At 40.7% G+C, this 25,009-nt stretch carries 24 protein-coding genes and 1 pseudogene; 9 read left to right on the top strand and 16 right to left on the bottom strand.

Annotation, left to right across the window (positions count from 1 at the left end):
- Positions 1-5 precede the first annotated feature (5 nt).
- The 8 genes from BKL49_RS03380 to BKL49_RS03415 form a co-directional block, all read right to left on the bottom strand.
- The gene (locus BKL49_RS03380) at positions 6-1,040 is read right to left on the bottom strand and encodes an FAD:protein FMN transferase (protein ID WP_077423219.1); all 1,035 of its coding nucleotides are present in this window, start codon (positions 1,038-1,040) and stop codon (positions 6-8) included.
- 150 nt (positions 1,041-1,190) lie between these two features.
- Positions 1,191-2,426 (bottom strand): NADH:ubiquinone reductase (Na(+)-transporting) subunit F, encoded by a 1,236-nt coding sequence (nqrF, locus tag BKL49_RS03385; RefSeq protein WP_077423220.1) that lies wholly within the window; start codon positions 2,424-2,426, stop codon positions 1,191-1,193.
- Between the two features lie 12 nt (positions 2,427-2,438).
- The gene (gene nqrE / locus BKL49_RS03390) at positions 2,439-3,035 is read right to left on the bottom strand and encodes an NADH:ubiquinone reductase (Na(+)-transporting) subunit E (protein ID WP_005631374.1); all 597 of its coding nucleotides are present in this window, start codon (positions 3,033-3,035) and stop codon (positions 2,439-2,441) included.
- A gap of 3 nt (positions 3,036-3,038) precedes the next feature.
- On the bottom strand, positions 3,039-3,665 hold the full coding sequence (locus BKL49_RS03395) for an NADH:ubiquinone reductase (Na(+)-transporting) subunit D (RefSeq protein ID WP_077423221.1): 627 nt from the start codon (positions 3,663-3,665) through the stop codon (positions 3,039-3,041).
- Positions 3,665-4,399: a Na(+)-translocating NADH-quinone reductase subunit C gene (locus BKL49_RS03400; RefSeq protein ID WP_077423222.1), complete on the bottom strand. Its 735-nt coding sequence runs from the start codon at positions 4,397-4,399 to the stop codon at positions 3,665-3,667. The genes BKL49_RS03395 and BKL49_RS03400 overlap by 1 nt, the downstream gene beginning before the upstream one ends.
- Positions 4,392-5,627: an NADH:ubiquinone reductase (Na(+)-transporting) subunit B gene (locus BKL49_RS03405; RefSeq protein WP_077423223.1), complete on the bottom strand. Its 1,236-nt coding sequence runs from the start codon at positions 5,625-5,627 to the stop codon at positions 4,392-4,394. Before BKL49_RS03405 ends, BKL49_RS03400 begins: the two co-directional genes overlap by 8 nt.
- A gap of 2 nt (positions 5,628-5,629) precedes the next feature.
- On the bottom strand, positions 5,630-6,973 hold the full coding sequence (locus tag BKL49_RS03410) for a Na(+)-translocating NADH-quinone reductase subunit A (RefSeq protein WP_077423224.1): 1,344 nt from the start codon (positions 6,971-6,973) through the stop codon (positions 5,630-5,632).
- A 325-nt stretch (positions 6,974-7,298) separates the two neighbouring features.
- Positions 7,299-7,610 carry a BolA family protein gene (locus BKL49_RS03415; RefSeq protein WP_077423225.1) on the bottom strand — a complete coding sequence of 104 codons (312 nt, stop codon included), beginning with the start codon at positions 7,608-7,610 and terminating at the stop codon, positions 7,299-7,301.
- A gap of 96 nt (positions 7,611-7,706) precedes the next feature.
- Here BKL49_RS03415 and BKL49_RS03420 point away from each other — a divergent pair, with 96 nt between their 5' ends.
- The 7 genes from BKL49_RS03420 to holA all read left to right on the top strand — a co-directional run bounded on the left by BKL49_RS03420 (position 7,707) and on the right by holA (position 14,983).
- Entirely contained in the window at positions 7,707-8,306 is a 600-nt protein-coding gene (locus tag BKL49_RS03420) for a YajG family lipoprotein (RefSeq protein ID WP_077423226.1), read from the top strand.
- Positions 8,307-8,633: 327 nt separating this feature from the next.
- Positions 8,634-9,581: a magnesium/cobalt transporter CorA gene (gene corA / locus BKL49_RS03425; RefSeq protein ID WP_077423227.1), complete on the top strand. Its 948-nt coding sequence runs from the start codon at positions 8,634-8,636 to the stop codon at positions 9,579-9,581.
- Entirely contained in the window at positions 9,581-10,126 is a 546-nt protein-coding gene (locus BKL49_RS03430; protein WP_077423228.1) for a YggT family protein, read from the top strand. The genes corA and BKL49_RS03430 overlap by 1 nt, the downstream gene beginning before the upstream one ends.
- Positions 10,127-10,190: 64 nt before the next feature.
- Entirely contained in the window at positions 10,191-10,478 is a 288-nt protein-coding gene (gene yggU / locus BKL49_RS03435; protein WP_077423229.1) for a DUF167 family protein YggU, read from the top strand.
- Positions 10,479-10,605: 127 nt separating this feature from the next.
- Positions 10,606-13,191 carry a leucine--tRNA ligase gene (gene leuS / locus BKL49_RS03440; RefSeq protein WP_077423230.1) on the top strand — a complete coding sequence of 862 codons (2,586 nt, stop codon included), beginning with the start codon at positions 10,606-10,608 and terminating at the stop codon, positions 13,189-13,191.
- 254 nt (positions 13,192-13,445) lie between these two features.
- The gene (locus tag BKL49_RS03445) at positions 13,446-13,949 is read left to right on the top strand and encodes an LPS-assembly lipoprotein LptE (RefSeq protein ID WP_077423231.1); all 504 of its coding nucleotides are present in this window, start codon (positions 13,446-13,448) and stop codon (positions 13,947-13,949) included.
- Positions 13,949-14,983, top strand: a complete 1,035-nt coding sequence (holA, locus tag BKL49_RS03450) for a DNA polymerase III subunit delta (protein WP_077423232.1) — start codon at positions 13,949-13,951, stop codon at positions 14,981-14,983. Before BKL49_RS03445 ends, holA begins: the two co-directional genes overlap by 1 nt.
- Before the next feature lies 1 nt (position 14,984).
- On the opposite strand, the gene mutT is transcribed toward holA, so the two are convergent.
- The 3 genes from mutT to secM form a co-directional block, all read right to left on the bottom strand.
- Complete coding sequence (mutT, locus tag BKL49_RS03455) at positions 14,985-15,386, bottom strand: 8-oxo-dGTP diphosphatase MutT (RefSeq protein ID WP_077423233.1); 402 nt, start codon at positions 15,384-15,386, stop codon at positions 14,985-14,987.
- Between the two features lie 262 nt (positions 15,387-15,648).
- On the bottom strand, positions 15,649-18,345 hold the full coding sequence (gene secA / locus BKL49_RS03460) for a preprotein translocase subunit SecA (protein WP_077423234.1): 2,697 nt from the start codon (positions 18,343-18,345) through the stop codon (positions 15,649-15,651).
- A 138-nt stretch (positions 18,346-18,483) separates the two neighbouring features.
- A complete protein-coding gene (gene secM / locus BKL49_RS03465; RefSeq protein WP_077423235.1) occupies positions 18,484-18,783 on the bottom strand; it encodes a secA translation cis-regulator SecM in 300 nt (99 codons plus the stop codon).
- Between the two features lie 76 nt (positions 18,784-18,859).
- On the opposite strand from secM, the gene BKL49_RS03470 reads away from it, so the two are divergent.
- Complete coding sequence (locus tag BKL49_RS03470) at positions 18,860-19,189, top strand: DciA family protein (protein ID WP_077423236.1); 330 nt, start codon at positions 18,860-18,862, stop codon at positions 19,187-19,189.
- Here the strand turns inward: BKL49_RS03470 and BKL49_RS03475 are convergent.
- The 3 genes from BKL49_RS03475 to aroK are packed head-to-tail and all read right to left on the bottom strand — an operon-like array spanning position 19,179 to position 21,672.
- The gene (locus tag BKL49_RS03475) at positions 19,179-20,030 is read right to left on the bottom strand and encodes a Dam family site-specific DNA-(adenine-N6)-methyltransferase (protein WP_077423237.1); all 852 of its coding nucleotides are present in this window, start codon (positions 20,028-20,030) and stop codon (positions 19,179-19,181) included. The genes BKL49_RS03470 and BKL49_RS03475 overlap by 11 nt on opposite strands.
- 1 nt (position 20,031) lies before the next feature.
- The gene (gene aroB / locus BKL49_RS03480; protein ID WP_077423238.1) at positions 20,032-21,120 is read right to left on the bottom strand and encodes a 3-dehydroquinate synthase; all 1,089 of its coding nucleotides are present in this window, start codon (positions 21,118-21,120) and stop codon (positions 20,032-20,034) included.
- 9 nt (positions 21,121-21,129) lie between these two features.
- Complete coding sequence (gene aroK / locus BKL49_RS03485) at positions 21,130-21,672, bottom strand: shikimate kinase AroK (protein ID WP_077423239.1); 543 nt, start codon at positions 21,670-21,672, stop codon at positions 21,130-21,132.
- A gap of 269 nt (positions 21,673-21,941) precedes the next feature.
- Here aroK and BKL49_RS03490 point away from each other — a divergent pair, with 269 nt between their 5' ends.
- A complete protein-coding gene (locus BKL49_RS03490; RefSeq protein ID WP_077423285.1) occupies positions 21,942-22,775 on the top strand; it encodes a ZIP family metal transporter in 834 nt (277 codons plus the stop codon).
- Positions 22,776-22,885: 110 nt separating this feature from the next.
- Here BKL49_RS03490 and BKL49_RS12115 read toward each other — a convergent pair.
- Both BKL49_RS12115 and BKL49_RS03495 read right to left on the bottom strand, forming a co-directional pair.
- Positions 22,886-23,008, bottom strand: a pseudogene (locus BKL49_RS12115) (WD40 repeat domain-containing protein); the annotation flags it as partial.
- Positions 23,009-23,061: 53 nt separating this feature from the next.
- Positions 23,062-24,930 carry a hypothetical protein gene (locus BKL49_RS03495; RefSeq protein WP_077423240.1) on the bottom strand — a complete coding sequence of 623 codons (1,869 nt, stop codon included), beginning with the start codon at positions 24,928-24,930 and terminating at the stop codon, positions 23,062-23,064.
- Positions 24,931-25,009 lie beyond the last annotated feature (79 nt).

The following is a 25,009-nucleotide window of genomic DNA, read 5'->3' on the forward strand; positions in this document are numbered from 1 at the left end:
TATTCCTATGTTTCCGTTAATTTTTTGAATGCGGATGACATTTTGGTTTCAAAGCCATCTGCTGTTTTAATGATGAGGTAAATCGCCAAATCGTTTTTTTCTGCCACCTCTAAGGCTTTTTCTTCACCAAGTACGAACAAGCCTGTGGATAACCCGTCTGCCGTCATTGAAGTAGGAGCTAACACAGTAATTGAGGCTAAATGATGTTGAATCGGGTAGCCGGTTTTCGGATCAATTTCGTGAGCAAAACGCTTACCGTTTTCTTCAAAATAAATACGATAATCCCCTGAAGTCGCCATTGCCATATCATTTAAACCAATCACATTATTGACCGCTCTTTCATTTGTCATTGTGGGTTTTTCAATGGCAATTTGCCACGGTTTTCCTTTAATATTTTTTCCTTTAGCCCGAATTTCCCCGCCAATCTCAACCATATATCGCTGAATGTTTAATTGTTCGAGTTTGTCGGCAACTTGATCAACCCCAAAGCCTTTTGCGATGGAAGAAAGATCAATATAAACTTGCGGAACAGATTTGCTCAATGTTGGGACTTTTCCGTTCAAATCAAGGGTAATTTTATCAATCCCTACCCACGCTTGACGCTCTGCCAGTTGCTCTGCTGTGGGTTGGCGTTCCGGTCGTTTTTCCGGCCCGAATCCCCATAAATTGACAACAGGGCCAACGGTTATATCAAGGGAACCTTCCGTTATTTTATTTAGGCGAATCGCTTCAGCAAGCACTTTGGCTAAGTCTTGAGAAATCTTAATAGGCGTATTGATTTGGGTATTTTGATTAAAACGGCTTAGCTCGGAATCTTTGATGTAAGTGGACATTTTTGTGTTTACATCTTTCAAAACAAGCTCAATTTCATCATAGACCTTTTGTGTTTTTTCGTTTACCGAGCCATCATTAATATATTTTACGTGGTAGGTCGTTCCCATTGTTTTGCCACTCAGGGTTATCACCTCCGGCTCCTTGTTACAAGCCGAAAGGGTGAAGACGAAGAGTAGGGCAATGAATCCACTTAATATTTTTTTCATACCTTTTCCTAATAGACAAATTACAGGCAAACCGACTTTTCAATCGGCTTGCCTGTAATCGTTACAAAATAAATGCTTAAAATTCGCTAAATTTTGACCGCACTTCCAATAAAGTGCGGTCAATTTTTATGATGTTTTGATTAACTAAAATCAACCACCGAAATCATCTAATAAGATGTTTTCATCTTCAACGCCTAAGTCTTTCAACATTTTGATGACTGCGGCGTTCATCACCGGTGGCCCACACATATAATATTCACAATCTTCAGGCGCTTCGTGATTTTTCAGATAGTTTTCATAAAGCACATTGTGAATAAAGCCGGTGTAACCATCCCAGTTATCTTCCGGTAACGGATCAGACAAGGCAACGTGCCACGTGAAGTTTGGATTTTCCGCTTGGAGCTGATCAAAGTCTTCCACATAGAACATTTCACGTTTAGAACGTGCGCCATACCAGAATGAAATTTTACGTTTAGAATGTAAACGTTTTAATTGGTCAAAGATATGCGAACGCATTGGTGCCATACCCGCACCGCCCCCGATAAAGACCATCTCTGCATCGGTGTCTTTGGCGAAGAATTCACCGAATGGGCCGGAAATAGTCACTTTATCACCCGGTTTTAATGACCAAATGTAAGAGGACATTTGACCCGGAGGCGCATCAGGCTGACGTGGTGGAGGGGTTGCAATACGCACGTTAAGCATAATAATGCCTTTTTCTTCCGGATAGGACGCCATTGAATAGGCACGGATAATATGCTCATCCACTTTTGACACATAACGCCATAAGTCGTATTTGTCCCAATCTTCGTGGTATTCTGCCGGAATATCGAAGTCTTTGTAGTTTACCACGTGTGGCTCGGCTTCAATTTGAATATAACCACCGGCACGGAATGGCACTTCTTCCCCTTCAGGAATCGCCAATTTAAGCTCTTTGATGAAGGTTGCTTTGTTATCGTTAGAAATAACGGTACATTCCCATTTTTTCACACCAAAGATTTCTTCCGGAAGTTCCACTTCCATATTGCCTTTTACATTCACTTGGCAAGCTAAACGGTAGCCTTCTTTGGCTTCACGTTTATTGATGTGAGAAAGTTCGGTTGGAAGAATTTCACCGCCACCACTTTTTACTTTCACCACACACTGACCGCAAGAACCGCCGCCGCCACAAGCAGAGGAAACAAAGATACCTTTGCTTGCTAATGCGCCTAATAATTTACCACCAGCGGGCAAGGTAATTGCTTTTTCAGGATCATCGTTGATACCAATTGTAATATCACCGGAATCCACCAGTTTTGATTTCGCAAATAAGATGATTGCCACTAACACTAATACGATAACCGTAAATGCGGCAATACCGAGTGCAAGAATTACTGAATCGCTCATTGATTACACTCCTTATAATTGAATACCGGAGAAGGACATAAAGCCCAACGCCATTAGGCCAACGGAAATGAAGGTGATACCTAACCCTTTCAAACCTGCCGGAATATCTGCATATTTCATTTTTTCGGTTAAACCGGCAAGGGCAACGATGGCAAGCATCCAACCAAGACCCGAACCAAAACCATATACGATTGATTCAGGGAAGTTGTAATCACGTTGAACCATAAACGACACCCCACCAAAGATCGCACAGTTTACCGCAATAAGAGGTAAGAAAATCCCCAATGCGTTGTACAGTGACGGCATAAATTTGTCCAATACCATCTCAAGGATTTGGACTAAACCGGCAATGACCCCGATAAAGGTGATGAAGTTTAAGAAGGATAAATCCACACCTTCAATTAATGCATTTTCTTTTAAGACATTTGCATAAATTAATTGGTTAACCGGTACTGCGATCCCTAACACGAAAGTGACGGCAATCCCTAAACCGAATGCAGTGGAAACTTTTTTTGATACCGCCAAGAAAGTACACATTCCCAAGAAGAAGGAAAGTGCCATATTTTCAATGAAGACGGCCTTCACAAATAGGCTAATATAATGTTCCATTGATTATTTCTCCTGTTGCTCCGGTTTCCAAGTTCTTAATCCCCAAATAACAAATCCAATGATGAAGAATGCACTTGGTGCAAGTAGGAATAAACCGTTTGCTTGGTACCAACCACCATTTTGAATGGTTTCCAAAATAGTGATACCGAATAGTTTGCCTGAACCGATAAGTTCACGGAAAAAAGCAACAATAATTAACATTGCACCATAACCTAAACCGTTACCGATACCGTCCACCAAACTTTCAAGCGGTGGCGATTTCATTGCAAAGGCTTCCGCACGTCCCATTACGATACAGTTAGTAATAATCAAACCAACGAATACCGAAAGTTGTTTGGATAAGCCATAAGCATAGGCTTTGAGGATTTGGTCAACCACAATTACTAAGGAAGCAATAATGGCAAGTTGCACAATGATACGAATGCTGTTTGGAATATAATTACGGATTAACGAAACGAAAAGGTTTGATAATCCCGTTACCATTGTTACGGCAATTGCCATAACAAATGCGGTTTCTAATTTTGTTGTTACCGCCAAGGCAGAACAAATACCAAGGATTTGTAATGCGATTGGGTTGTTTTTCACCACAGGGGCTAACAACAGATCTTTAAAATTTGTTTTTCCAGACATTAGTTTGCTCCTGCTTGAAGTTTTTCAAGATATTTACTAAAGCCGTTATCACTGAACCAGTAATCAAAAGTCCCTTGAACACCGTTACCGGTTAAGGTTGCGCCGGATAAACCATCAATACTGTGATCATCTTTCGGTGCCTGACCTTTCATAATATGAATTGCCGGTTTGTGTTGTGCATCAAATAATTTTTTACCTTTGAATAAACCTGCCCAGTTCGGATTTTCAATCTCACCACCTAACCCCGGGGTTTCACCGTGTTGGTAATAAGTGATACCGTTAATGGTATTACCATCCGGTTGAACGGAAACCAAGCCATACATTACAGACCATAAACCGGTACCGTAAATCGGTAAAATTACCTGTTGGGTTTGACCTTGCTCATCTTTTACAAGATAAACTTCGGCGGTTTGGGTGCGGGCGCGGATACGTGCTTTATCTTGATCGGCAGGAATGGCTTGAAGGCTATCATCTGCTTTTTCAACATATTCACCGCTGTTTAAATCAACAAAACGTGGTTCAATAAACTTCGCATAGGTTTCTTTTACATTGGTATTTTCCTGTAAAAGACCTGCGACATTTAAGATATTTTTTTGTTTATCGAGTAATTTTTGCTCTTCTTGTGCAGGTTTTAGCATTACTGCAGAACCGGCTACAATCACGGAACAAACTAAACTCAATAGCAACACAACAAGAATTGTGCCGCCAACACTGTCTTTATTAAACTTAGCCATTTGTTCTCGCTCTCCGACGTTTGATATTTGCTTGAACGACGATGTAGTCAAAAATCGGTGCAAATAGGTTTGCAAATAAAATAGCCAACATCATCCCTTCAGGGTAGGCAGGATTTACGGTACGAATTAATACCGCCATCACACCAATTAATGCACCATACCACCATTTACCGGTATTGGTGAAAGAGGCAGATACAGGATCGGTTGCCATAAACACCATACCCAATGCAAAGCCACCCAAAACAAGATGCCAATGCCAAGGCATTGAGAACATTTGATTTGTTTCAGAACCGATAAGATTGAATAGGGTTGAAGTTGCGATCATCCCAATCATTACACCGGCAATAATACGCCAAGCTGCAATGCGGGTGAACACAATGATTGCACCGCCGATTAGAATCGCTAAGGTAGAAACTTCACCCATTGACCCCGGAATATTACCAATAAAGGCATCCATCCAAGTAATTGGTGTGCCGCTTACTGCGTGCTGTAATGCACCTTGACCACCTTGTGACCATTGCGAAAGAGCGGTTGCGCCGGAAAAGCCGTCTGCCGCCGTCCACACCAAGTCACCGGAAATTTGAGCAGGATAAGCGAAGAACAAGAATGCACGACCTGCGAGTGCCGGGTTCATAAAGTTACGACCCACACCACCAAAGATTTCTTTTGCTACCACAATACCGAAGCTGATACCCAAAGCGGCTTGCCATAACGGTAATGTAGGTGGAACAATTAAAGCGAAAAGAATGGTAGAAACGAACATCCCTTCATTCACTTCGTGACCACGTACAACGGAGAACAATAATTCCCAAATGGTACAAACGGTGAATACCACTAAGTAAATTGGGAGGAAGAAAATTGCACCGAGTGTCATTTTGCTACCCCAACCGGCATTTACGCTTAAATCTAAGCCTAAACCATTCGCCAGTGCATAGTGCCAATCGTTAGCAATTAACTGTTCTAAGTTACCTAACTGATTTAACGCAGGGATTGCTTGATTCCCGACATTGTACATTCCATAGAAAATAGCAGGGAACAATGCAAGGAAAACCGTGATCATCATACGTTTTGAATCTAACGCATCACGAACGTGCGTATTTTTGTGCGTTACCGTACCCGGTGTATAAAGCAAGGTATAAATCGATTCAAAGATCGGGTAAAGCTTGCTGTATTTACCGCCCGGTAAAAACGCAGGTTCCATTTTTTCAAAAAGATTTTTTAAACCCATTTTTAACCTTCCTTCTCAATCTTATCCAACACTTGACGCAAGATTGAACCGTATTCATATTTGCCCGGGCAAACGAATGAACAAAGCGCGAGATCTTCTTCATCTAACTCTAAACATCCTAATGCTTGAGCGCCATCGGTATCGCCCGAAATTAAATCACGTAACAATAATGTCGGTAAAATATCCAACGGCATAACGCGTTCATAGTTGCCAATTGGTACCATCGCACGTTCGCCACCGTTTTCAGCGGTCGTAAAGTTGAATAATTTTTTACCGAAGTGACCTAATACGGTTCGGGTAATCGAATATTTATTCGGTTGCGGTGTAATCCATCCGAAGAATTCTTTTTCATTACCTTCTGCAATCACAGACACTTGCAAGGCATAACGACCTAAATAGTCGTGAGCATCTTTTGCTGTGTTACCACAAAGTACGGAACCGGAAATAACACGATTTTCGCCTGCACTTAATTCATCTTTGGTTAATTGAGAAAGGTTTGCCCCAATTACCGTACGTACTAAACGAGGATTTTTCACCTGCGGGCCGGCAAGTGAAATCACACGTTCAACATAAAGCTCACCGGTTGTGAATAATTTACCGATCGCAATCACATCTTGATAATTGATATGCCATACGGTTTTTTGTGCGCCGACAGGATCAATAAAGTGAATATGCGTTCCCACAAGTCCTGCCGGATGTACACCGCCAAAATCGTGAATTTGAAGATTTGATAAATCTACGGTTGGGATATTGGTATCGCCGGCTTTACATAAATGTAAAGGTTTTGCCGGGAATAAACGACTTAATACGGTTAAACCGTGCGTGAAATCCTGCCAATGTTCTTTTAATACCACTTCAGGATCGGCCGCTAATGGATTAGTATCCATTGCATTGACAAAAATGGAAGAAGGTTCGCTTTCAATTGCAGGAATCTTACTGAACGGACGTGTACGCAATGCAGTCCATAAGCCTGATTCTACAAGGTTTTGTTTTACTTGTTCGGAAGAAAGTGTATTAAGTACATCTGCATTATATTTTGCGAAAGTGATTTGTTCCTCACCCTCTACATTAATCACCACAGATTGTAATACACGTTTTTCGCCACGATTAATCGCCGTGATAGTACCGTTTGCAGGGGCTGTGAAAACCACACCCGGGTTTTTCTTGTCTTCAAAAAGCACTTGACCTTTCTTAACAACATCACCTTCGCGAACCTTCATAGAAGGACGCATCCCCACATACTCCTCACCAAGAATCGCAACTTGATTCACAACATTAGCGTTGTGGATTACTTGTGCCGGTTTTCCTGCAATAGGAAGATCCAAGCCTTTTTTTATTGTAATCATACTCTTTGCACTACTTTTCAAGGTTAAAAATACGATTGCAAATAAGCAGGCTTAAATGCAATCTCGTGTTTGAGCGTGACAGAGAACACTTTAAAAGTTAAAGCATTAGCAACTGACACATAATTTAAAAACTCAAATCTGTTTAATCTCCCGACAGACAAAAGGTAAGTATCAGATGCCTGCCAAAAAATTAGAAATACAAAATTCAAAGTGCCTTATTCTAGCGAAAATTGGCTTTTCATTCTAGTTAACCCTACACTTTTTGTGAAAATTTTGTGAAGTTTTGCCAAAATGAACAAAAATTGTGATAAGTATGTTGAAGATATTATTGTCCAACGCCTAAACAATTGGGGGAAAGTGGAAAAGATTCCCCCTGCTTTTGCCATTCCTCTTTTGTGTAAAGGTGAAGTGCCAAGGCGTGAATTCCATTTTTTAAATCATCGGCAAATAATTGATACAATTTTTGATGGCGTTGCACTTTGCCCATTCCATTAAAAACATCACTCACAATCACCAATTTAAAATGAGAATCCGCCCCTCTGCCCGAGCTATGCATATGGCTTTCATTTTCCACTACGGCAAAGTGTGGTTGAAATTCGGCGTGAATTTTATCGAGCAATTCCTGTTGTTTTGACATTCTTCATCTCCAATAAATTTTGTAGAAAGGCTATACATCAGCCATTAAGTTTGCAAGAATAGCACAGTTCACCACGATAAAAAAATGAAGGAAATTATGAAATTCATCAACAAAATCAAAACATCAACAGTCGCCGGTATTATCGCTGCAACCCTTTTTCTGGCAGGCTGTCAAACCCAATCCAATACCCTAACATTTACCCCGCCGGCACCCACTGCCTCAATGAATGTGAATCAAACCGCAGTCGTTTATGTGACGGCAAATGATATGCGGACACAGCCGGAAATTTCTTCTTATGTAAAAAATGGGGAATTAATCAAACTGAATGTCTCGCCTTCCGTGACCCAATTATTGCAACAAGTGATGCAACAAAATTTGGTCAGCAAAGGTTTTCGTATCGGGCAAACAAACAATTCTAATGCAGGTGTTACCGTTCAAATTAAAGATTTTTTCACCAATGTTGAACAAGGCAATTTACGCTACAACCTCACCGGTAAAATTCAAGTGAATGTTGTGGTGCAAGGGGCTTCCGGCAGCTATAACAAAGTCTTTAACGCCACCCGCTCACAATCGGGCGTATTCGGTGCGGATAATGACGAAATCCAAAAAGTGATGGATGAAACCTTTAAAGATATTGTCAATAACATTTACCAAGATCAAGAAGTGGCGCAAGCGGTTAATCAATATAGTCGCTAATCGTTTTCCGGCTTTCCGGTGGGGCAGTTTTGCCCCCTTTTTGTCGCGATAAAACTTGACGAAATGCCCTTTCAAGCGTAACATTCGCGCGATTTTTAACGAGAAGGACACACACTTTGGACAGTCATAGTCGATACCGAATATCACACTAGACTCTCGCCCACTTATCAGCGAGAGTTCGCTGGTAAATCCTTACCTTTCTTCGGCATCCTTATTGAACGAATCCCATAAAAACAGGTAAAAAACCGACCGCACTTTTGTGCCGATTTCGTTCGCTCTTTTTTTGTTCATGGTTGGATCTTCATAATCCCCAAAGGAGTATGACCAATGATAAACGCATTTGCCATTAATGATGCACGCCTGACACGTCTTGATGACGAAAACAAAAATCTCAACTCCGCCATTTGGCTCGATTTGTTAGAACCCACCGGAGAAGAACGTGAAATGTTACAAGAGGGCTTAGGACAAAGCCTCGCTTCTTTTTTGGAATTGGAAGATATTGAGGCTTCCGCCCGTTTTTTTGAAGATGAAGACGGCCTGCACCTTCACTCTTTCTTTTATTGCGAAGATGAACAAAATTTTGCCGATCTCGCCAGTGTGGCATTTACCATTCGTGATGGCCGTTTATTTACCCTGCGTGATCGGGAATTGCCTGCTTTCCGTTTATATCGTATGCGTTCCCGCAGCCAACGCCTGTTGGAATGTAATGCCTACGAAGTTCTCTTAGACTTATTTGAAACCAAAATTGAGCAACTTGCCGATGTGATCGAAAATGTGTATGCGGATTTGGAAGAATTAAGTCGTGTAATCTTAAACGGTACGCAGGATGAAGCCTTTAATGAAGCATTAAGTACCTTGACGGAACAAGAAGATACCAGTTCTAAAGTTCGCCTATGTTTGATGGATACCCAACGTGCTTTAGGTTTCCTTGTGCGTAAAACCCGCCTGCCGGCAAACCAGTTGGAACAAGCACGGGAAATTTTGCGGGATATTGAATCTTTGCAACCGCATAATGAATCCTTGTTCCAAAAAGTGAATTTTCTAATGCAGGCGGCAATGGGTTATATCAATATTGAGCAGAATAAAATTATGAAATTTTTCTCTGTGGTTTCTGTAATGTTTCTACCGGCAACCTTGGTGGCATCCACTTATGGAATGAACTTTGAATTTATGCCGGAGTTGCATTTTAAATATGGCTACCCAATGGCAATCGGCTTGATGATTGCGGCAGCACTCACCCCTTACATTTATTTCAAACGAAAAGGATGGCTATAATGGCGTTATCTCAAACCGCACTTTTTATCGGTTCACTTATCAATCTTTACTCATTGGTGCTTGTGTTGCGTGCGTGGCTACAATTTGCACGGGTAGATTATTACAATCCACTTTCACAATTTGTTGTGAAGATCACCGAACCGGTGTTAAAACCATTGCGTAAAATTGCCCCGATTATCAAAAATATTGATACTTCCGCTTTCTTACTGATCTTTGTATTAGGTGCATTAAAAGCCGTGCTTTACTTTGGCTTGAGTGTAGAGGTGATGTTGGTTTTGGGGGTATTGAGTATTCTAAAAAATATCGGCGTGGCGATTTTCTACGTGTTATTTGCCGGTGCGATTGCAAGCTGGTTTAACCGTGGCAACAGCCCGATTATTTACGCGCTTTATCAACTTTCCGAACCTTTACTTCGTCCGGTACGAAAAATTTTGCCAACCATCGGGATGATTGATTTTTCCCCTATGGTGATTGTTTTTATCTTATTGTTTATCAATAACTTTATGATAGATATGTTGCAGGCACTTTGGATGATTGCAGGCTAAAGTGCGGTCAAAAAAGATAATATTTTCGCCACGTTCTGCGTGGCTTTTATTTTAGGGAGAAATGATGACGGCAATTGAACAAACATCAGAGGGGATTCGGCTTAAAGTCTTTTTACAGCCTAAGGCAAGTAAAGATCATATCGCAGGCCTTCACGACAACGAACTTAAAATCACCATCACCGCACCACCAATAGACGGGCAGGCGAATGCCCATTTACTTAAATTTTTAAGTAAAGCATTTAAAGTACCGAAAAGCAGTATTGTGCTTGAAAAAGGGGAGTTAAATCGGCATAAACAAATTTGGATTCCGAATCCAAAATTGATCTCGAAAGAAATTGAAAATCTGTTGTAAAACAAGCAAAAAAATCACCGCACTTTCGTTCCCTTCCCTATCAATTTTTGCCGTTTTACGGTATTCTATGCCGCATTTTCTAATGTAAAAATTCCGCTAAAGTGCGGTCAAAATTTAAGGTGATTTTATGCAAGAACAATATCGTCCCGATATCATCGAACCAAAGGTTCAACAATACTGGGCTGAAAATAAAGTTTTTAAAGCCATCAAAGACGAATCTAAAGAGAAATATTACTGCCTTTCAATGTTGCCATATCCGTCCGGACGATTGCATATGGGACACGTGCGTAACTACACTATCGGTGATGTGGTTTCACGCTATCAACGTATGTTGGGAAAAAACGTGTTACAACCAATGGGGTGGGATGCATTTGGTTTGCCGGCAGAAGGGGCGGCAGTAAAAAATAATACCGCACCGGCAAAATGGACTTACGAAAACATTGAATATATGAAAAATCAGCTCAAAGTATTGGGCTTTAGCTATGATTGGGATCGCGAAGTAACCACCTGCCGCCCCGAATATTACAAATGGGAACAATGGTTCTTTACCGAGCTATATAAAAAAGGCTTGGTGTATAAAAAAACCTCCACGGTGAACTGGTGTCCGAATGATGAAACCGTACTCGCCAACGAACAAGTACACGAGGGTTGTTGCTGGCGTTGTGATACACCGGTGGAACAACGGGAAATTCCACAATGGTTCATTAAAATTACCGATTATGCGGAACAATTACTAAACGGTTTGGATAACCTTCCACAGTGGCCGGATATGGTAAAAACGATGCAACGCAACTGGATCGGTCGCTCGGAAGGGGTTGAAATCACCTTTGATGTGGCAGACACCAACGACAAATTATCGGTTTACACCACCCGTCCGGATACTTTCTATGGTGTAAGCTATTTGGGTATTGCGGCGGCTCATCCATTGGCAACAATGGCGGCTGAACAGAATCCTGAATTGGCGGCGTTTATTCAAGAAGCGAAAAATACCAAAGTGGCAGAGGCGGATCTCGCCACAATGGAGAAAAAAGGAATGCCAACAGGCTTGTTTGCCATTCACCCATTAACCGGTGAAAAATTGCCTATTTGGGTGGCGAACTTCGTGTTAATGCATTATGGTACCGGTGCGGTAATGGCTGTGCCTGCACACGATCAACGCGACTATGAATTTGCCCAAAAATACGGTTTGCCGATAAAACAAGTGATTGCACCGCTTGCCGGTCAAGACATTGATTTAACCAAACAAGCCTTTACCGAACACGGCACATTAATTCATTCTGCCGAATTTGATGGAATGGCATTTGAAGCGGCATTTAAAGGCATTGCCGATAAATTGGAAAAATTAGGCGTGGGTAAACGCCAAGTTAATTATCGCTTGCGTGATTGGGGCGTTTCCCGTCAACGCTATTGGGGCGCACCAATCCCAATGCTCACCCTTGAAAACGGTGATGTGGTGCCGGCACCTTTAGAAGATTTACCGATTATTTTGCCTGAAAATGTGGTAATGGACGGGGTGAAAAGCCCGATCAAAGCCGATCCGAATTGGGCGAAAACCACCTTTAACGGTGCGCCGGCACTCAAAGAAACCGATACTTTCGATACCTTTATGGAATCTTCTTGGTACTACGCCCGTTACACTTCGCCACAATTTGATAAAGCAATGTTGGACAAAGAAGAAGCAAATTATTGGCTACCGGTGGATCAATATATCGGCGGTATCGAACACGCTACAATGCACTTGTTATACTTCCGCTTCTTCCACAAACTCTTGCGTGATGCAGGCTTTGTAACCAGTGATGAGCCGGCAACCAAATTGCTTTGCCAAGGTATGGTGCTTGCCGATGCCTTTTATTACACCAGCCCAACCAACGAGCGAATTTGGGTTAGCCCAACACAAGTAACCCTTGAACGTGATGAAAAAGGTCGCATCATTAAAGCCACCGATCCGGAAGGGCGTGAATTGGTTCATACCGGTATGACGAAAATGTCAAAATCCAAAAACAACGGTATCGACCCGCAAGAAATGGTGGAAAAATATGGGGCGGATACGGTTCGTTTATTTATGATGTTTGCTTCACCGGCAGAAATGACCCTTGAATGGCAAGAGTCCGGCGTGGAAGGGGCAAAACGTTTCTTAGGTCGTGTGTGGAATTTGGTTTATCAATATCAACAACATCCGGCAAAAACCGCTTTAGATGTGACCGCACTTTCAGCGGCTCAAAAAGCCCTTCGCCGTGAAGTTCACAAAACCATTGCGAAAGTGAGTGATGATATTGGTCGCCGCCAAACCTTCAATACGGCGATTGCGGCAATTATGGAATTGATGAACAAGCTCACCAAAGCCCCAATGGAAAGCGAACAAGATCGTGCTGTTATGGCAGAAGCCTTGAATGCCGTGGTTCGTATGCTTTATCCAATTACGCCACATATTTGTTTTGAATTGTGGCACGCCTTAGGCAACGAAAGCCCGATTGATACCGCAGAATGGGTAAAAGCCGATGAATCTGCAATGGTAGAAGAGGAAAAACTTATCGTTGTGCAAGTAAATGGTAAAGTGCGTGGTAAAGTCACCGTTGCCGCCAATGCCGATGAAGACAGCGTAAAAGCTATCGCCTTTGCCGATGAAAACGTGAAAAAATTTATCGATGGTCAACAAATCGTAAAAGTGATTTATGTGGCGGGTAAATTATTAAATGTGGTGGTAAAACCTTAATAATCCCGACATTACGTCGCAGTTGTGCGAAATACTATTTAAAAGTGAAAAGTAGGGACGCCACACCAGCATCCGCAATAAATTCATTGAAATTTTTAAATTGGACGCCGGTGTGCGTTCCTACAATAACCCTGAAATAAGGTTTTGTGCATTTGCTACATAATGCCGAATAATCCATAAAAAAATGACCGTGCTTCTTTGTAAGCAAAATACTGTTTTAACGAAAAGTGCGGTCAATTTTGAAGGTGATTTTTATGCTTAACTCAATCAAAAAACTCTTATTCATTGTCGGTATCGCAGTACTTTCCGCTTGCGGCTGGCATTTTCAAAATGGTGAATTAATTCCGCAAGAATTACGCACCCTTGCTTTTGAAAGCGGTGATCCTTATAGCGAAATGTCTATGGCAATGCGCCGTCAGCTTTTGGCAAATGACGTAAAACTGGTGAGTGCCAAACAGGGCATTCCGGTATTGCGGATTAACAAGCAAACCACCAACGATGAAGTCGCCTCTATTTTCAAACGCGGACGTGAAGCCGAAAAAGTATTAATGTTAGAAGTTGATGCCAGTGTACGCTTGGCAAATGGCGAAACCCACCCTATCAGTGCAAAAGTAAACCGCACATTCTTTGATAACTCACGTGCCGCACTGGCAAAATCTGCCGAACGTGATGTGATTTGGAATGATATGTGCGAACAAGCCGCCCGCCAATTAATCACCAAAATGGTGGCATTACAACATCAAGTAAAAGGTAAATAATGAATCGTATTTTCCCTGAGCAACTCTCCCATCACCTTTCTCAGCGTTTAACCAACGTTTATTTTTTAGTGGGGCAAGATCCTCTGTTGCTCAGTGAAAGTGAAGAGATGATTTATCAAGCGGCAAATAAACAGGGTTTTGATGAAAAAAACAGCGTGCAAATTGATCACCAAACAGATTGGCGACAGCTTATTGAAAGTAGCCAATCTATGGGATTATTTTTCAATAAGCAGGTACTTATTCTCAATTTACCGGAAAATTTGACCGCACTTTTGCAAAAAAATCTTCAAGAATTAATCGCTGTGCTAAACGAAGATATTTTGCTCATTTTGGTGCTGCCTAAATTGACAAAACCAATGGAAAAACAGGCTTGGTTTCTTGCGATAAATCAATATGAGCCGAATGTCTTGTTGGTGAACTGTCAAACCCCTACATCGGAAAATCTTCCCCGTTGGGTAAAAAATAGAGTACAGGCAATGGGCTTGATTGCCAATGAAGAAGCGATTCAACAACTTTGTTATAGTTATGAAAATAATCTCCTCGCCCTCAAGCAAGCGTTACAACTTTTAGACTTACTTCATCCCGATCATAAACTGAACTACAATCGGGTGATTGCGGTGGTGGAGCAGTCTTCTGTTTTTACGCCATTTCAATGGATTGATGCCTTACTTGCTGGTAAAGTCAATCGTGCCAAACGGATTTTAAACGGCTTGAGGGCGGAGGATGTGCAACCCATCATTTTACTGCGCACCTTACAACGTGAATTGCTGACGTTATTAGAACTTACAAAGCCTCAGCAGCCTGTTCAACTCAAAGATAATCTTCCCCTTTGGCAAATTAAGGGCGAATTTGATCGCCTTAAAATTTGGCAAAATCGCCGACCGCTCTTTATAACGGCAGTGCAACGATTAACCTATCAAAAACTCTATGACATTATTCAAGAATTGGCGAACATTGAACGGCTCGCCAAACAGGAATTTAGTGATGAAGTGTGGGTTAAATTGGCAGATTTAACCGTAAAAATTTGTTTATAAATTAAATCGACTCAGCAATCAAACGCTGAATCAATTTCGCATTTGCCGGTGGAAATAATCCTGCATCTAAGGCGTTTTGTTCAATCCAAAAGCCCTCTTGACCTTCCCGACCAAAAGGTTCGCCAACCCATTCCTCAACAAGATAAAAGAAAAAAGAAATAATTTTTGTGGGATATTCAAACCAAAAGCGTTCATAAAGTTCGGCTTTCAGCACCACAATGCCAATTTCTTCTTCTAACTCCCGTTTTAGAGCTTGTTCCGGCGTTTCACCGGCATCAACTTTGCCACCCGGAAATTCAAGAGATTGGGCAAAATCTTGCCCTTCTAAACGCTGTGTTAAATAAATCTGTCCGAACTCATTACGAATAATACCGGCAGCGACCTGTATCGTTTTTTTATCCATTTTTTAATCCAAATATGAGAGTAAACACAAAAGCGCCATTGCAACTGGACAGTTGGTTTGCGTACTGTAATCTCCAGATTATTAGGCATTATGTAGTGTAATATGATTTTAGTGAGAGTTCCACGCAAGCGTTCATACGAAAAACCAAACCATACTGTAAATAATAAGTTCAGCGTTCATACATTACATCCGTTGCGCAGCTGCTACATAATACCAAGATGATGAAAAAAGTGCGGTCAAAAACAACCGCACTTTTCGCCCATTAATGATACTTCGCACGACTACCGTGGCAGTGCTTGTATTTCTTGCCGGAACCACAAGGGCAAGGCTCATTACGTCCAATGTGACGGTCGGAATAATCTTCCTCTTTTGCCGCTTCATTATTTTCCCCCACAGGTTGATGAGTTTGGCTTTCACGTGCTGCCATTTCCTGACGCATACGTTCCGCTTCTTCCATTTCTTCCTGTGTGCGTACACGAACACGGGTTAAGGTGGTGATAACGTGATGTTTTAGGGAATCCAACATTTCCGTAAACATACGGAAAGACTCTTTTTTGTATTCCTGTTTTGGATCTTTTTGCGCATAACCACGCAAGTGAATCCCTTGGCGCAAATAATCCATCGCCGCCAGATGTTCTTTCCAAAGTTCATCAAGGGTTTGTAACATTACGCCTTTTTCAAAATTACGCATTGTTTCTTCACCGGCAAGGGCTTCTTTTTCCAAGTATTCTTGCTCGGCAATTTCCACGATGCGTTCACGCAAGTTTTCTTCGTGAAGGTTACTGTCTTCCTCCAACCAATGTTCAATCGGTAATTCCATTCCGAATTCTTGTGCCAAGCGTTGTTCAAGCCCTTTAATATCCCACTGTTCTTCTAAAGATTGCGGTGGGATATATTGATCTATCACACCATTGAATACATCGTGTCGAATGGCTTTGATGGTGTCGGAAATATCATCATTATCCAACAAATAATTACGTTGCTCGTAAATTGCGTGACGTTGATCGTTCGCTACATCATCATATTCCAACAAGTTCTTACGCCCATCAAAATGGAAGGCTTCCACTTTCGCTTGTGCCGAAGCAATCACTTTTGCCAACATTTTGGATTCCATCGCCTCGCCCGGTACGGTAAAGGCTTTGCGCATTAGGTTTAATTTGCCTTCATTTAGATAAATACGCATTAAACCGTCTTCCAAAGACAAGTAGAAACGGGATGAACCCGGGTCACCCTGACGACCGGAACGACCACGCAACTGGTTATCGATACGGCGTGATTCGTGACGTTCCGTACCGATAATATGTAAACCGCCTGCTTTCATCACGATGTCGTGATTTTTCTCCCATTCTGCTTTTAAGGCATCAATTTGTTCTTGCGTTGGATTTTCCAATTTTGCCGCTTGGGCTTTCCAGTTACCGCCAAGGATAATATCTGTACCGCGCCCCGCCATATTGGTAGCAATCGTTACCGCTCCCGGATAACCGGCTTCCGCTACAATTTCCGCTTCTTGTTGGTGGAATTTCGCGTTCAATACGTTATGTTTAATCCCCGCTTTATCTAAGGCTTTGGATAATTCTTCCGATTTTTCAACGGAAATTGTTCCCACCAACACAGGTTGTTGGCGTGCAACGCAATCTTTAATATCTTCAATGATGGCGTTGAATTTATATCCTTCATTCTCGAACATTAAATCCGTGCGATCATCACGAATCATTGGACGATTGGTTGGGATAACCACCGTTTCCAATCCGTAGATTTGTTGAAATTCAAAGGCTTCCGTGTCTGCCGTACCGGTCATACCGGCTAATTTGTCATATAGACGGAAGTAATTTTGGTAAGAAATAGAGGCAACCGTTTGGTTTTCACTCTTAATTTCTACCCCTTCTTTGGCTTCAATAGCTTGGTGTAAACCATCCGACCAACGGCGACCCGCCATCGTACGGCCAGTGTGTTCGTCCACAATCACGATCTCGCCATCTTTCACAATATAATCTACATCACGTTCAAACAACGTATGCGCACGTAATGCCGCCATTACGTGGTGTAATAGCACAATACGTCCCGGCGAATAGAGAGAATCGCCTTCCGGCATTAAGCCTTGCTCAACCAACCAGTTTTCAACTTTTTCTTGACCGCGTTCGGTTAAATGCGCTTGTTTGGATTTAAGATCCAGCGTGAAATCGCCCTCACCTTGATATTCTTCGGTGTCTTCTTTTTCTTGCTTAATTAAATTGGGAATAAGTTTATTCACCGCAATATAAAGACCTGAGCTATCTTCAGCCTGACCGGAAATAATCAACGGTGTTCGGGCTTCATCAATTAAAATGGAATCCACTTCATCCACTAAGGCATAGCCTAAAGTACGTTGAAAACGCTCTTCTTTTGAATGTGCCAAGTTATCCCGCAAATAGTCAAAACCCAGTTCGCTATTGGTGGCATAAGTAATATCGGCGGCATAGGCGGCACGTTTTGCCTCAGGCGGTAAGCCCGGAACATTCACGCCTACACTCATCCCTAAAAATTCAAATAAAGGACGGTTGGTTTCCGCATCGCGGCGGGCAAGATAATCATTCACCGTCACAACGTGAACCCCTTTGCCTTCAAGGGCGATTAAATAACAAGGCAAGGTGGCAGTTAAGGTTTTCCCTTCCCCCGTACGCATTTCTGCAATGCAACGATTGGTTAATACCATACCGCCGATAAGCTGCACATCGAAATGGCGCATACCAAGTACCCGTTTACTGGCTTCACGCACGGTGGCAAAGGCTTCCGGTAAAATATCCTGCAAGGTTTCACCGGCTTTTAGACGCTCACGAAAAGCATCGGTTTTGGCGCGAAGTTGTTCGTCTGTTAATGCTTCAAATTCAGGCTCTAATTTATTGATTTTGGCGACTTGTTTTTTAAGTTTACGCAGAATACGGTCGTTACGGCTACCAAAAATTTTCGTTAAAATGCTCATAATTTCTCTTTTAAAATAAGTTAATTTGCTCTTTTTCCCCACAGTATTGAGGGAAGATTTGAAAGAATAGAGGGAATTTTTTCGCCTCCAATTTTGTAGAGTTCCTCCATAAAACGGAGAAAACATTAAAAATAGAAATTAAATGCGCACAGGGCCGGCACGAATGGGTGCTTGAAGATTCAACACATTCGCCACGAAGTGCGGTTGAATTTCAAAGCGTTTTTCGGCGGAATGAAGAATGGAAGAAGATTGGAACCTGTGAGATTGCGCCTTTTGTGCAACCTTTACCGTTTCCAACGCTTGTTGAATAGCAACCTGAGAGGAATGATTAGGGGTAGATTGATTTTCTAAGCTTTGTGCATTAGGTAAAGCAAAAATCGCGATCATACTGAAAAGTAATCGCGACCAAAAATTCGGTTTGCTTTTGCCTGAAATCATCATCTCGTTGTTTTACGTAAAAATTGCGTGTATTGTAGCGAAAATCTAAAGGGATGTCATTTATTGGGGCGGTTTTATGGAAAACAAGACGGAGCGTTATGAAAAAGCGATGAATATTGCGGAAGTGATGGAACAATCTTCTTTTGCCAAAATGATGAAAAAAGGACTTGCCATTCACGAATTAAATCAAAAATTTAACCGCACTTTCCCACCGGAATTTCAAGGCTTGTTCCATCTCGGCTCGGTGAATAACAATGTGTTATTTATTGAAGTGGCAAATGCTATTGTGCGGCAGGGGATTTTATTTCGCCAAGCCGAATTATTGAAAATCCTCCAAGAAGATTATCCGCAAGTCGAAAAATTAGAGGTAAAAATTAATCCGGAATTTAGAAAAATCACGCCTTAAAAATGGCAATCAACTCTTTCACCTTCACACGTTTTTCCGAGTTTTGACTAATGGAACGTTGCACTTTCACCCGTTTGAATTTTGCCCCTTTATAAATTTCCCGCGTGAATTTGGTATCGTGGTTGGAAATGAGTACTGAAATTTGTCTTTCTTTTTGTGTCTTTTGAGCTATTTCCGCCAACATTCGTTGATGATTTAAATCAAATTCATTGCCGGCATAACCGGTAAAATTAGTCTCTTGTTGTAAAGGCGCATAGGGCGGATCACAGTAAATAACGGAATGTTTGTCCGCCAATTCAAAGGTTTGCTGAAAATCACCGCACAAAAAGACCGCACTTTGTGCTTTATGTGAAAAATAGCGCAGTTCATCTTCCGGAAAATAATGGGATTTGTAGGCACCGAAAGGCACATTAAACTCATTTTTGCTGTTATAACGGCATAATCCATTAAAGCCAAAACGGTTTAGGTAAAGAAAAATCACCGCCCGTTCAAAGGGATCTTGTGATTCATTAAATTGTCGGCGTTTGGCGTAATAATATGTGGGAGTATTGGCATCTTCGGCAAAGAAAATAGGCTTGCAGGCTTGAATATATTCATCCACATTCTCTTTCACAATATTGAATAAATTAATCAAATCCGGGTTAATATCCGCCAAAATATAACGTTCAAAATTGGAATTGAGAAAAACTGCGCCCGCCCCCACAAAGGGTTCAATTAAGCATTGTTTTTTCTTTGGAAATGCCTTATTGATCTCGTCCGTTAATCGAAATTTGCCGCCCGCCCATTTTAAAAACGGGCGGTGTTTCATTTTAGGCTTTATCTGTTTTTTCGGACGGAGCATTTTAGTCCGTTTGCGTGCAACGCGAAATAGCGTTTAACACAAGGGCAGGATCACTATCGGTCGCCACATAGGCTTGACCGAGGGATTGAAGAAGTACCAAACGCAATTTACCGGCAAGCACTTTTTTATCACGCATCATATGCGGTAAATAATCGTCCGGTTGCATTGTATCCGGCGATACGGTTGGCAAATTGGCGCGTGCCAGTAATTTTTCCAAGCGGGAAACATCGGCAATAGAAATATTGCCTAGTTGTTCGGAAAGTGCGGCTGCCATCATCATTCCTGCAGAAACCGCTTCGCCGTGTAACCAATTCCCGTAACCAAGATGGGTTTCAATGGCGTGACCAAAAGTATGGCCAAGATTGAGCAAAGCACGATCGCCTTTTTCAGTTTCATCACGTGCCACCACATCCGCTTTAATTTGACAACAACGTGCAATGCAATATTGCAGTGAGTCCTGTTTTAATGCCACCAGTTCATCAATATGCTGTTCAAGCCATTCAAAAAAAGCGTGATCCAAAATCGCACCATATTTAATGACTTCTGCCAGTCCGGCATTGACTTCACGTTTTGGTAAGGTATTTAACGTGTGCGTATCAATCAATACCGCGGAGGGTTGATAAAACGCCCCAATCATATTTTTGCCGAGTTCGTGATTGACCGCCGTTTTTCCCCCGACAGAAGAATCCACTTGAGAAAGCAACGTGGTAGGAATTTGAATAAGACGCACGCCGCGTTGATAACTTGCCGCTGCAAAGCCGGCAACATCACCAATCACACCACCGCCTAAAGCAATAATGGTGGTATCGCGACCGTGATTTCCTTTTAAAAGTGCGGTAAAAATCAGATTTAACGATTCTAAAGTTTTGTATTTTTCGCCATCCGGCAACAACACGTGGTCAACAATACAGCCTAATTTTTCCAAAGATTGTGTAACGGTTTCTAAATAAAACTGTGCGACCGTAGGATTAGACACAATCATCACGCGCTCGCCCTGTTTTACAGGATAATGGCGTTCATCTTGCAACAAACCACTACCGATTAAAATTGGGTAACGGCGTTCTTGTAATTCCACATTCACACACAGCATTATTTATCCTTAGATTGAACCATTCAATCCATTCATATTATCAATTAAATCAACAATTTGATTGACCGTTACTTTAGCATTTTGGTCATCGGTTGGCAGCGTAATATCGGCAATTTCTTCATACAGCGGATTGCGAATTTTGGCTAAATCTTCCAATACCTGACGAGGATCATCCGTGCCTTGTAAAAGTGGACGTTTTTTATCACGTTGTGTACGTTGAAATTGTTTATCTACGGTTGTTTCCAAATAAATTACGATACCGCGAGCAGACAAATAGTTGCGATTATCTTTCGACATTACCGCGCCACCACCGGTAGAAAGTACAATCCCTTGTAACTGGGTTAGTTCATTAATAATGCGTTCTTCACGCTTGCGAAAACCTTCTTCGCCTTCCAAATCAAAAATCCAACTAATATCTGCGCCTGCACGTTCTTCAATCGCGGCATCGGAATCGACAAAATCCATATTAAGTTGTTGTGCTAATTGACGACCAATTGTGCTTTTTCCCGCGCCCATTGGACCCACTAAAAAAATATTACGTTTTTCAGCCATTGTTCTTTTTCTAACGATAAATTTACTCAAATTGATCTTTTTAAAAATTAAGCAAAGCTCAAAAGATCACCCAAAAAAACGGGTGAGATTATCGCAATAAATCCCCCTAACTTTCAACCTTTGCCGGGAATTTATTTTGTCAGTGACGAAAGTGCGGTCAAAAATCCGTTATTTTTTCGCCTCATCTATCTATTAAATTAACAGATTGAGCTTTCATCCTCTCAAGAGTATAGTAAACCGCATTTTTAGTGAGGAAATTTATGAATATTATTTTCGATTATTTTTTATCGTTAAATCCAATACTCCAAGCATTTATCGCCGGTTTATTTACGTGGTTTTGTACGATTTTTGGCTCGGCGTTTGTCTTTTTCTTCAAACAAGCCAATCAAAAACTTCTCGATAGTATGATGGGGTTTGCTGCCGGTGTGATGATTGCCGCTTCATTTTGGTCATTACTGGAACCGTCTTTTAAATTTGCCAAACAAAGTTCAACGGAGTGGTATTGGTTGCCTACGCTGATTGGTTTTCTCGCCGGTGGATTGTTTCTACGCATAATTGATTATATTGTCCCCCATTTGCATTTAAGCAAACCCATTGAAGAAGCGGAAGGGATACAACCACAGCACGCCCTTTCAAAATCAATGCTCCTCTTTCTTGCCATTACCATTCATAACATTCCCGAAGGACTTGCCATTGGCGTGGCATTTGGTGCCATTGCAACTTTAGGCGAAGGAGCAGATACACTCCCCCTTACGCTAAGTGCCATTGGACTTGCGATTGGAATGGGATTGCAAAATATTCCGGAAGGCTCGGCACTTTCAATGCCTATTAGAGCGGAAGGCCACAGCAGAATGAAAGCCTTTACTTACGGTGCTTTTTCTGCAGTGGTTGAGCCTATTGGGGCTGTAATCGGTGCGTTATTTGTGATTTCAATGACATCAATTTTACCTTACGCACTTGCCTTTGCGGCAGGGGCAATGATTTTCGTGGTGGTGGAAGAACTCATTCCGGAATCCCAAAGCAACGGAAACACGGATATTGCCACATTGAGCTTAATGTTAGGCTTTTCGTTGATGATGGTTCTGGACGTAGCATTTGGATAAGTGTGCAATCAAAATGACTAGTAATTTCTTAATCGTATTGATGAAGTAAATAAAAAAGTGCGGTTGATTTTTTTAATTAAATTTCCTCAAAAACCAACCGCACTTTTCCACTAATACGCCACCCAAATTTTTTCTAACTCCATTTTATCGGGGTGATAACGGTAAACGTTGATACCGCCGTGAACCGCTTGTCCTGTCACTAAAATATGCGATTTTGGGGCAAAGGAGACATTATTGAATTTTGAACCATTACAATTTTATAAGAACCACTATTTGCTTTCTCTCATTAATGAATAAGCTCATAAGTATGTCGTTGAATAGCACCATCGCAATAACTATTTTTTTGGGAAGTCATAAAATCCTTGCAACTCAGATAAGAAGATAATGTCATATCTACTTCATTCTTTGAAAAATTAAATAACTTAAATCCTACACCATTATCATTATAACGACCATTCTCTAAACTAAATGTTTCTTCTTTATTTTTATTTTCATTTTCTAACCTTCCAGATAAAGCAATCACATTTCCCTTATTATCTAGTATCGCTTTCTTTAAATAATAAAAACTATCTTCTACTTTCATTATAAGTAATTCCTCCTCAAGCTCTATTTTTATATAATCTGAAACTAATTTACCATCCTCTTCCTGATGATGAAAAAACTCATTATTTTCAACAGATAAACTTTTTGGAAAGAAGTAAGAAACTTTACCACTATATAGATTAATATCTTGATTATTCAATTTCATTTTTCCATTATTAATATTACATCCTATCAAGGTAAAATTTTTCTTTTTTAAGGAATTATCAATAGGATATAAATTATGTTTAAAATAAGCAATTCCTGCACAATAAAATGTTTCTAATTTAAGTAAACTATCGTTTGCTAATTCTACATATGCAGACGAATTACTAAACTCTAGTCTTTTCATTTTTAAATTATTCCAGAAGAACGGTATCTGATTATTAGAGTATATAGTATATAATCGAGGCAATTCTTCTTTCCAAGCAATACGAATATCAGGATCAGGAAATAAAAAAGGAGATAAAAGTGTTTTCGCTTGCTCTTGAATATCTCCGACACGATTATAAAATGATGTTTCGCTATTTAATGGCTTATTAAAATAGGCAAATGAAGGTTCTATGGTACTTGGGCAAGTCGTGTTTACCCCTTCCAAATCTACAGCTGTTCTTCCATTATTAGGGTTAGATAGTAAAGCAACAAACTGACTAGGCTTAATTAAACAACCTTGTATCTGTATATTATTTAAACCAGATGAGTGCTGAATCGTCCCTAATAATGAGATGACTTGTGCTTCTTCGTTTAAAAGAAGAGCTATTCCATCAACTATCCACTCATTATCCAATCTTGCATAGCCATCTAATACAGCAACCCAATAATGGGTAAGATTTAATTTATTCGCAGCTTTTTTTATTTCTCCAGCAATATTATTGTATTTATACCAAATATATTCTTTATCATTAGAATGGAGTATAAAATTTTCTAGCTGAATCTTCTGATTATTCAACTCTAAAATCCAATTTTTTATTTTACAACTATCAAATCTATAATTTTCATAGCGGTAAGTATTATCGTCTACATCTTGCTTACTTTCATCTTTTCTTTCAAATATAATATCTGAACTACATAACATTCCTTTTGGTAATTCTTTAGGTTGATTTAAGCTAGACACTTTAACTTTATATAAGCCATCTGCATCAAGACTAGTTAAATTTAATTCTCCCCATTTAAAAGTAATAGGGTTACCTTGATTATCAAATCTATCTTGGGTTGAAATAATAAATCTATCTGAAATTTCAATATTGGAAGGGAGGTTTTCTAATGCTTTTCGAAGAAATAATTTCTCTTTATTTAATTCGATAACTCTTGTTTTCTCTTCATAGAAAGAATTAAGCTCATAATATCCCCAAAAAGAGAGTGCTGTAGGAATAAGTAAAAAGAATTTAAACTCACTAGAAAATGGCTTTTTATAAAAAAAATGAATAATAAAATATAAAAAATAATAGGCAAAAACGAAAATAACAAAATAAGGGATAAACACAGCAAATACAAAGATATTGAGTGACCCCATTCCAAAGCTGATAAGAAGCCCTAGAAAAAGTATACCAAGTATTCCAATGAAAAATCTAAACACAACATTCTCCTACAATGAGACTTTAATACAGCATTATCATAACAATAGCTTAATGTAAATCCGGATCGACGCTATCCGA

Source organism: Rodentibacter myodis (assembly GCF_001999305.1).
Taxonomy (GTDB): domain Bacteria; phylum Pseudomonadota; class Gammaproteobacteria; order Enterobacterales; family Pasteurellaceae; genus Rodentibacter; species Rodentibacter myodis.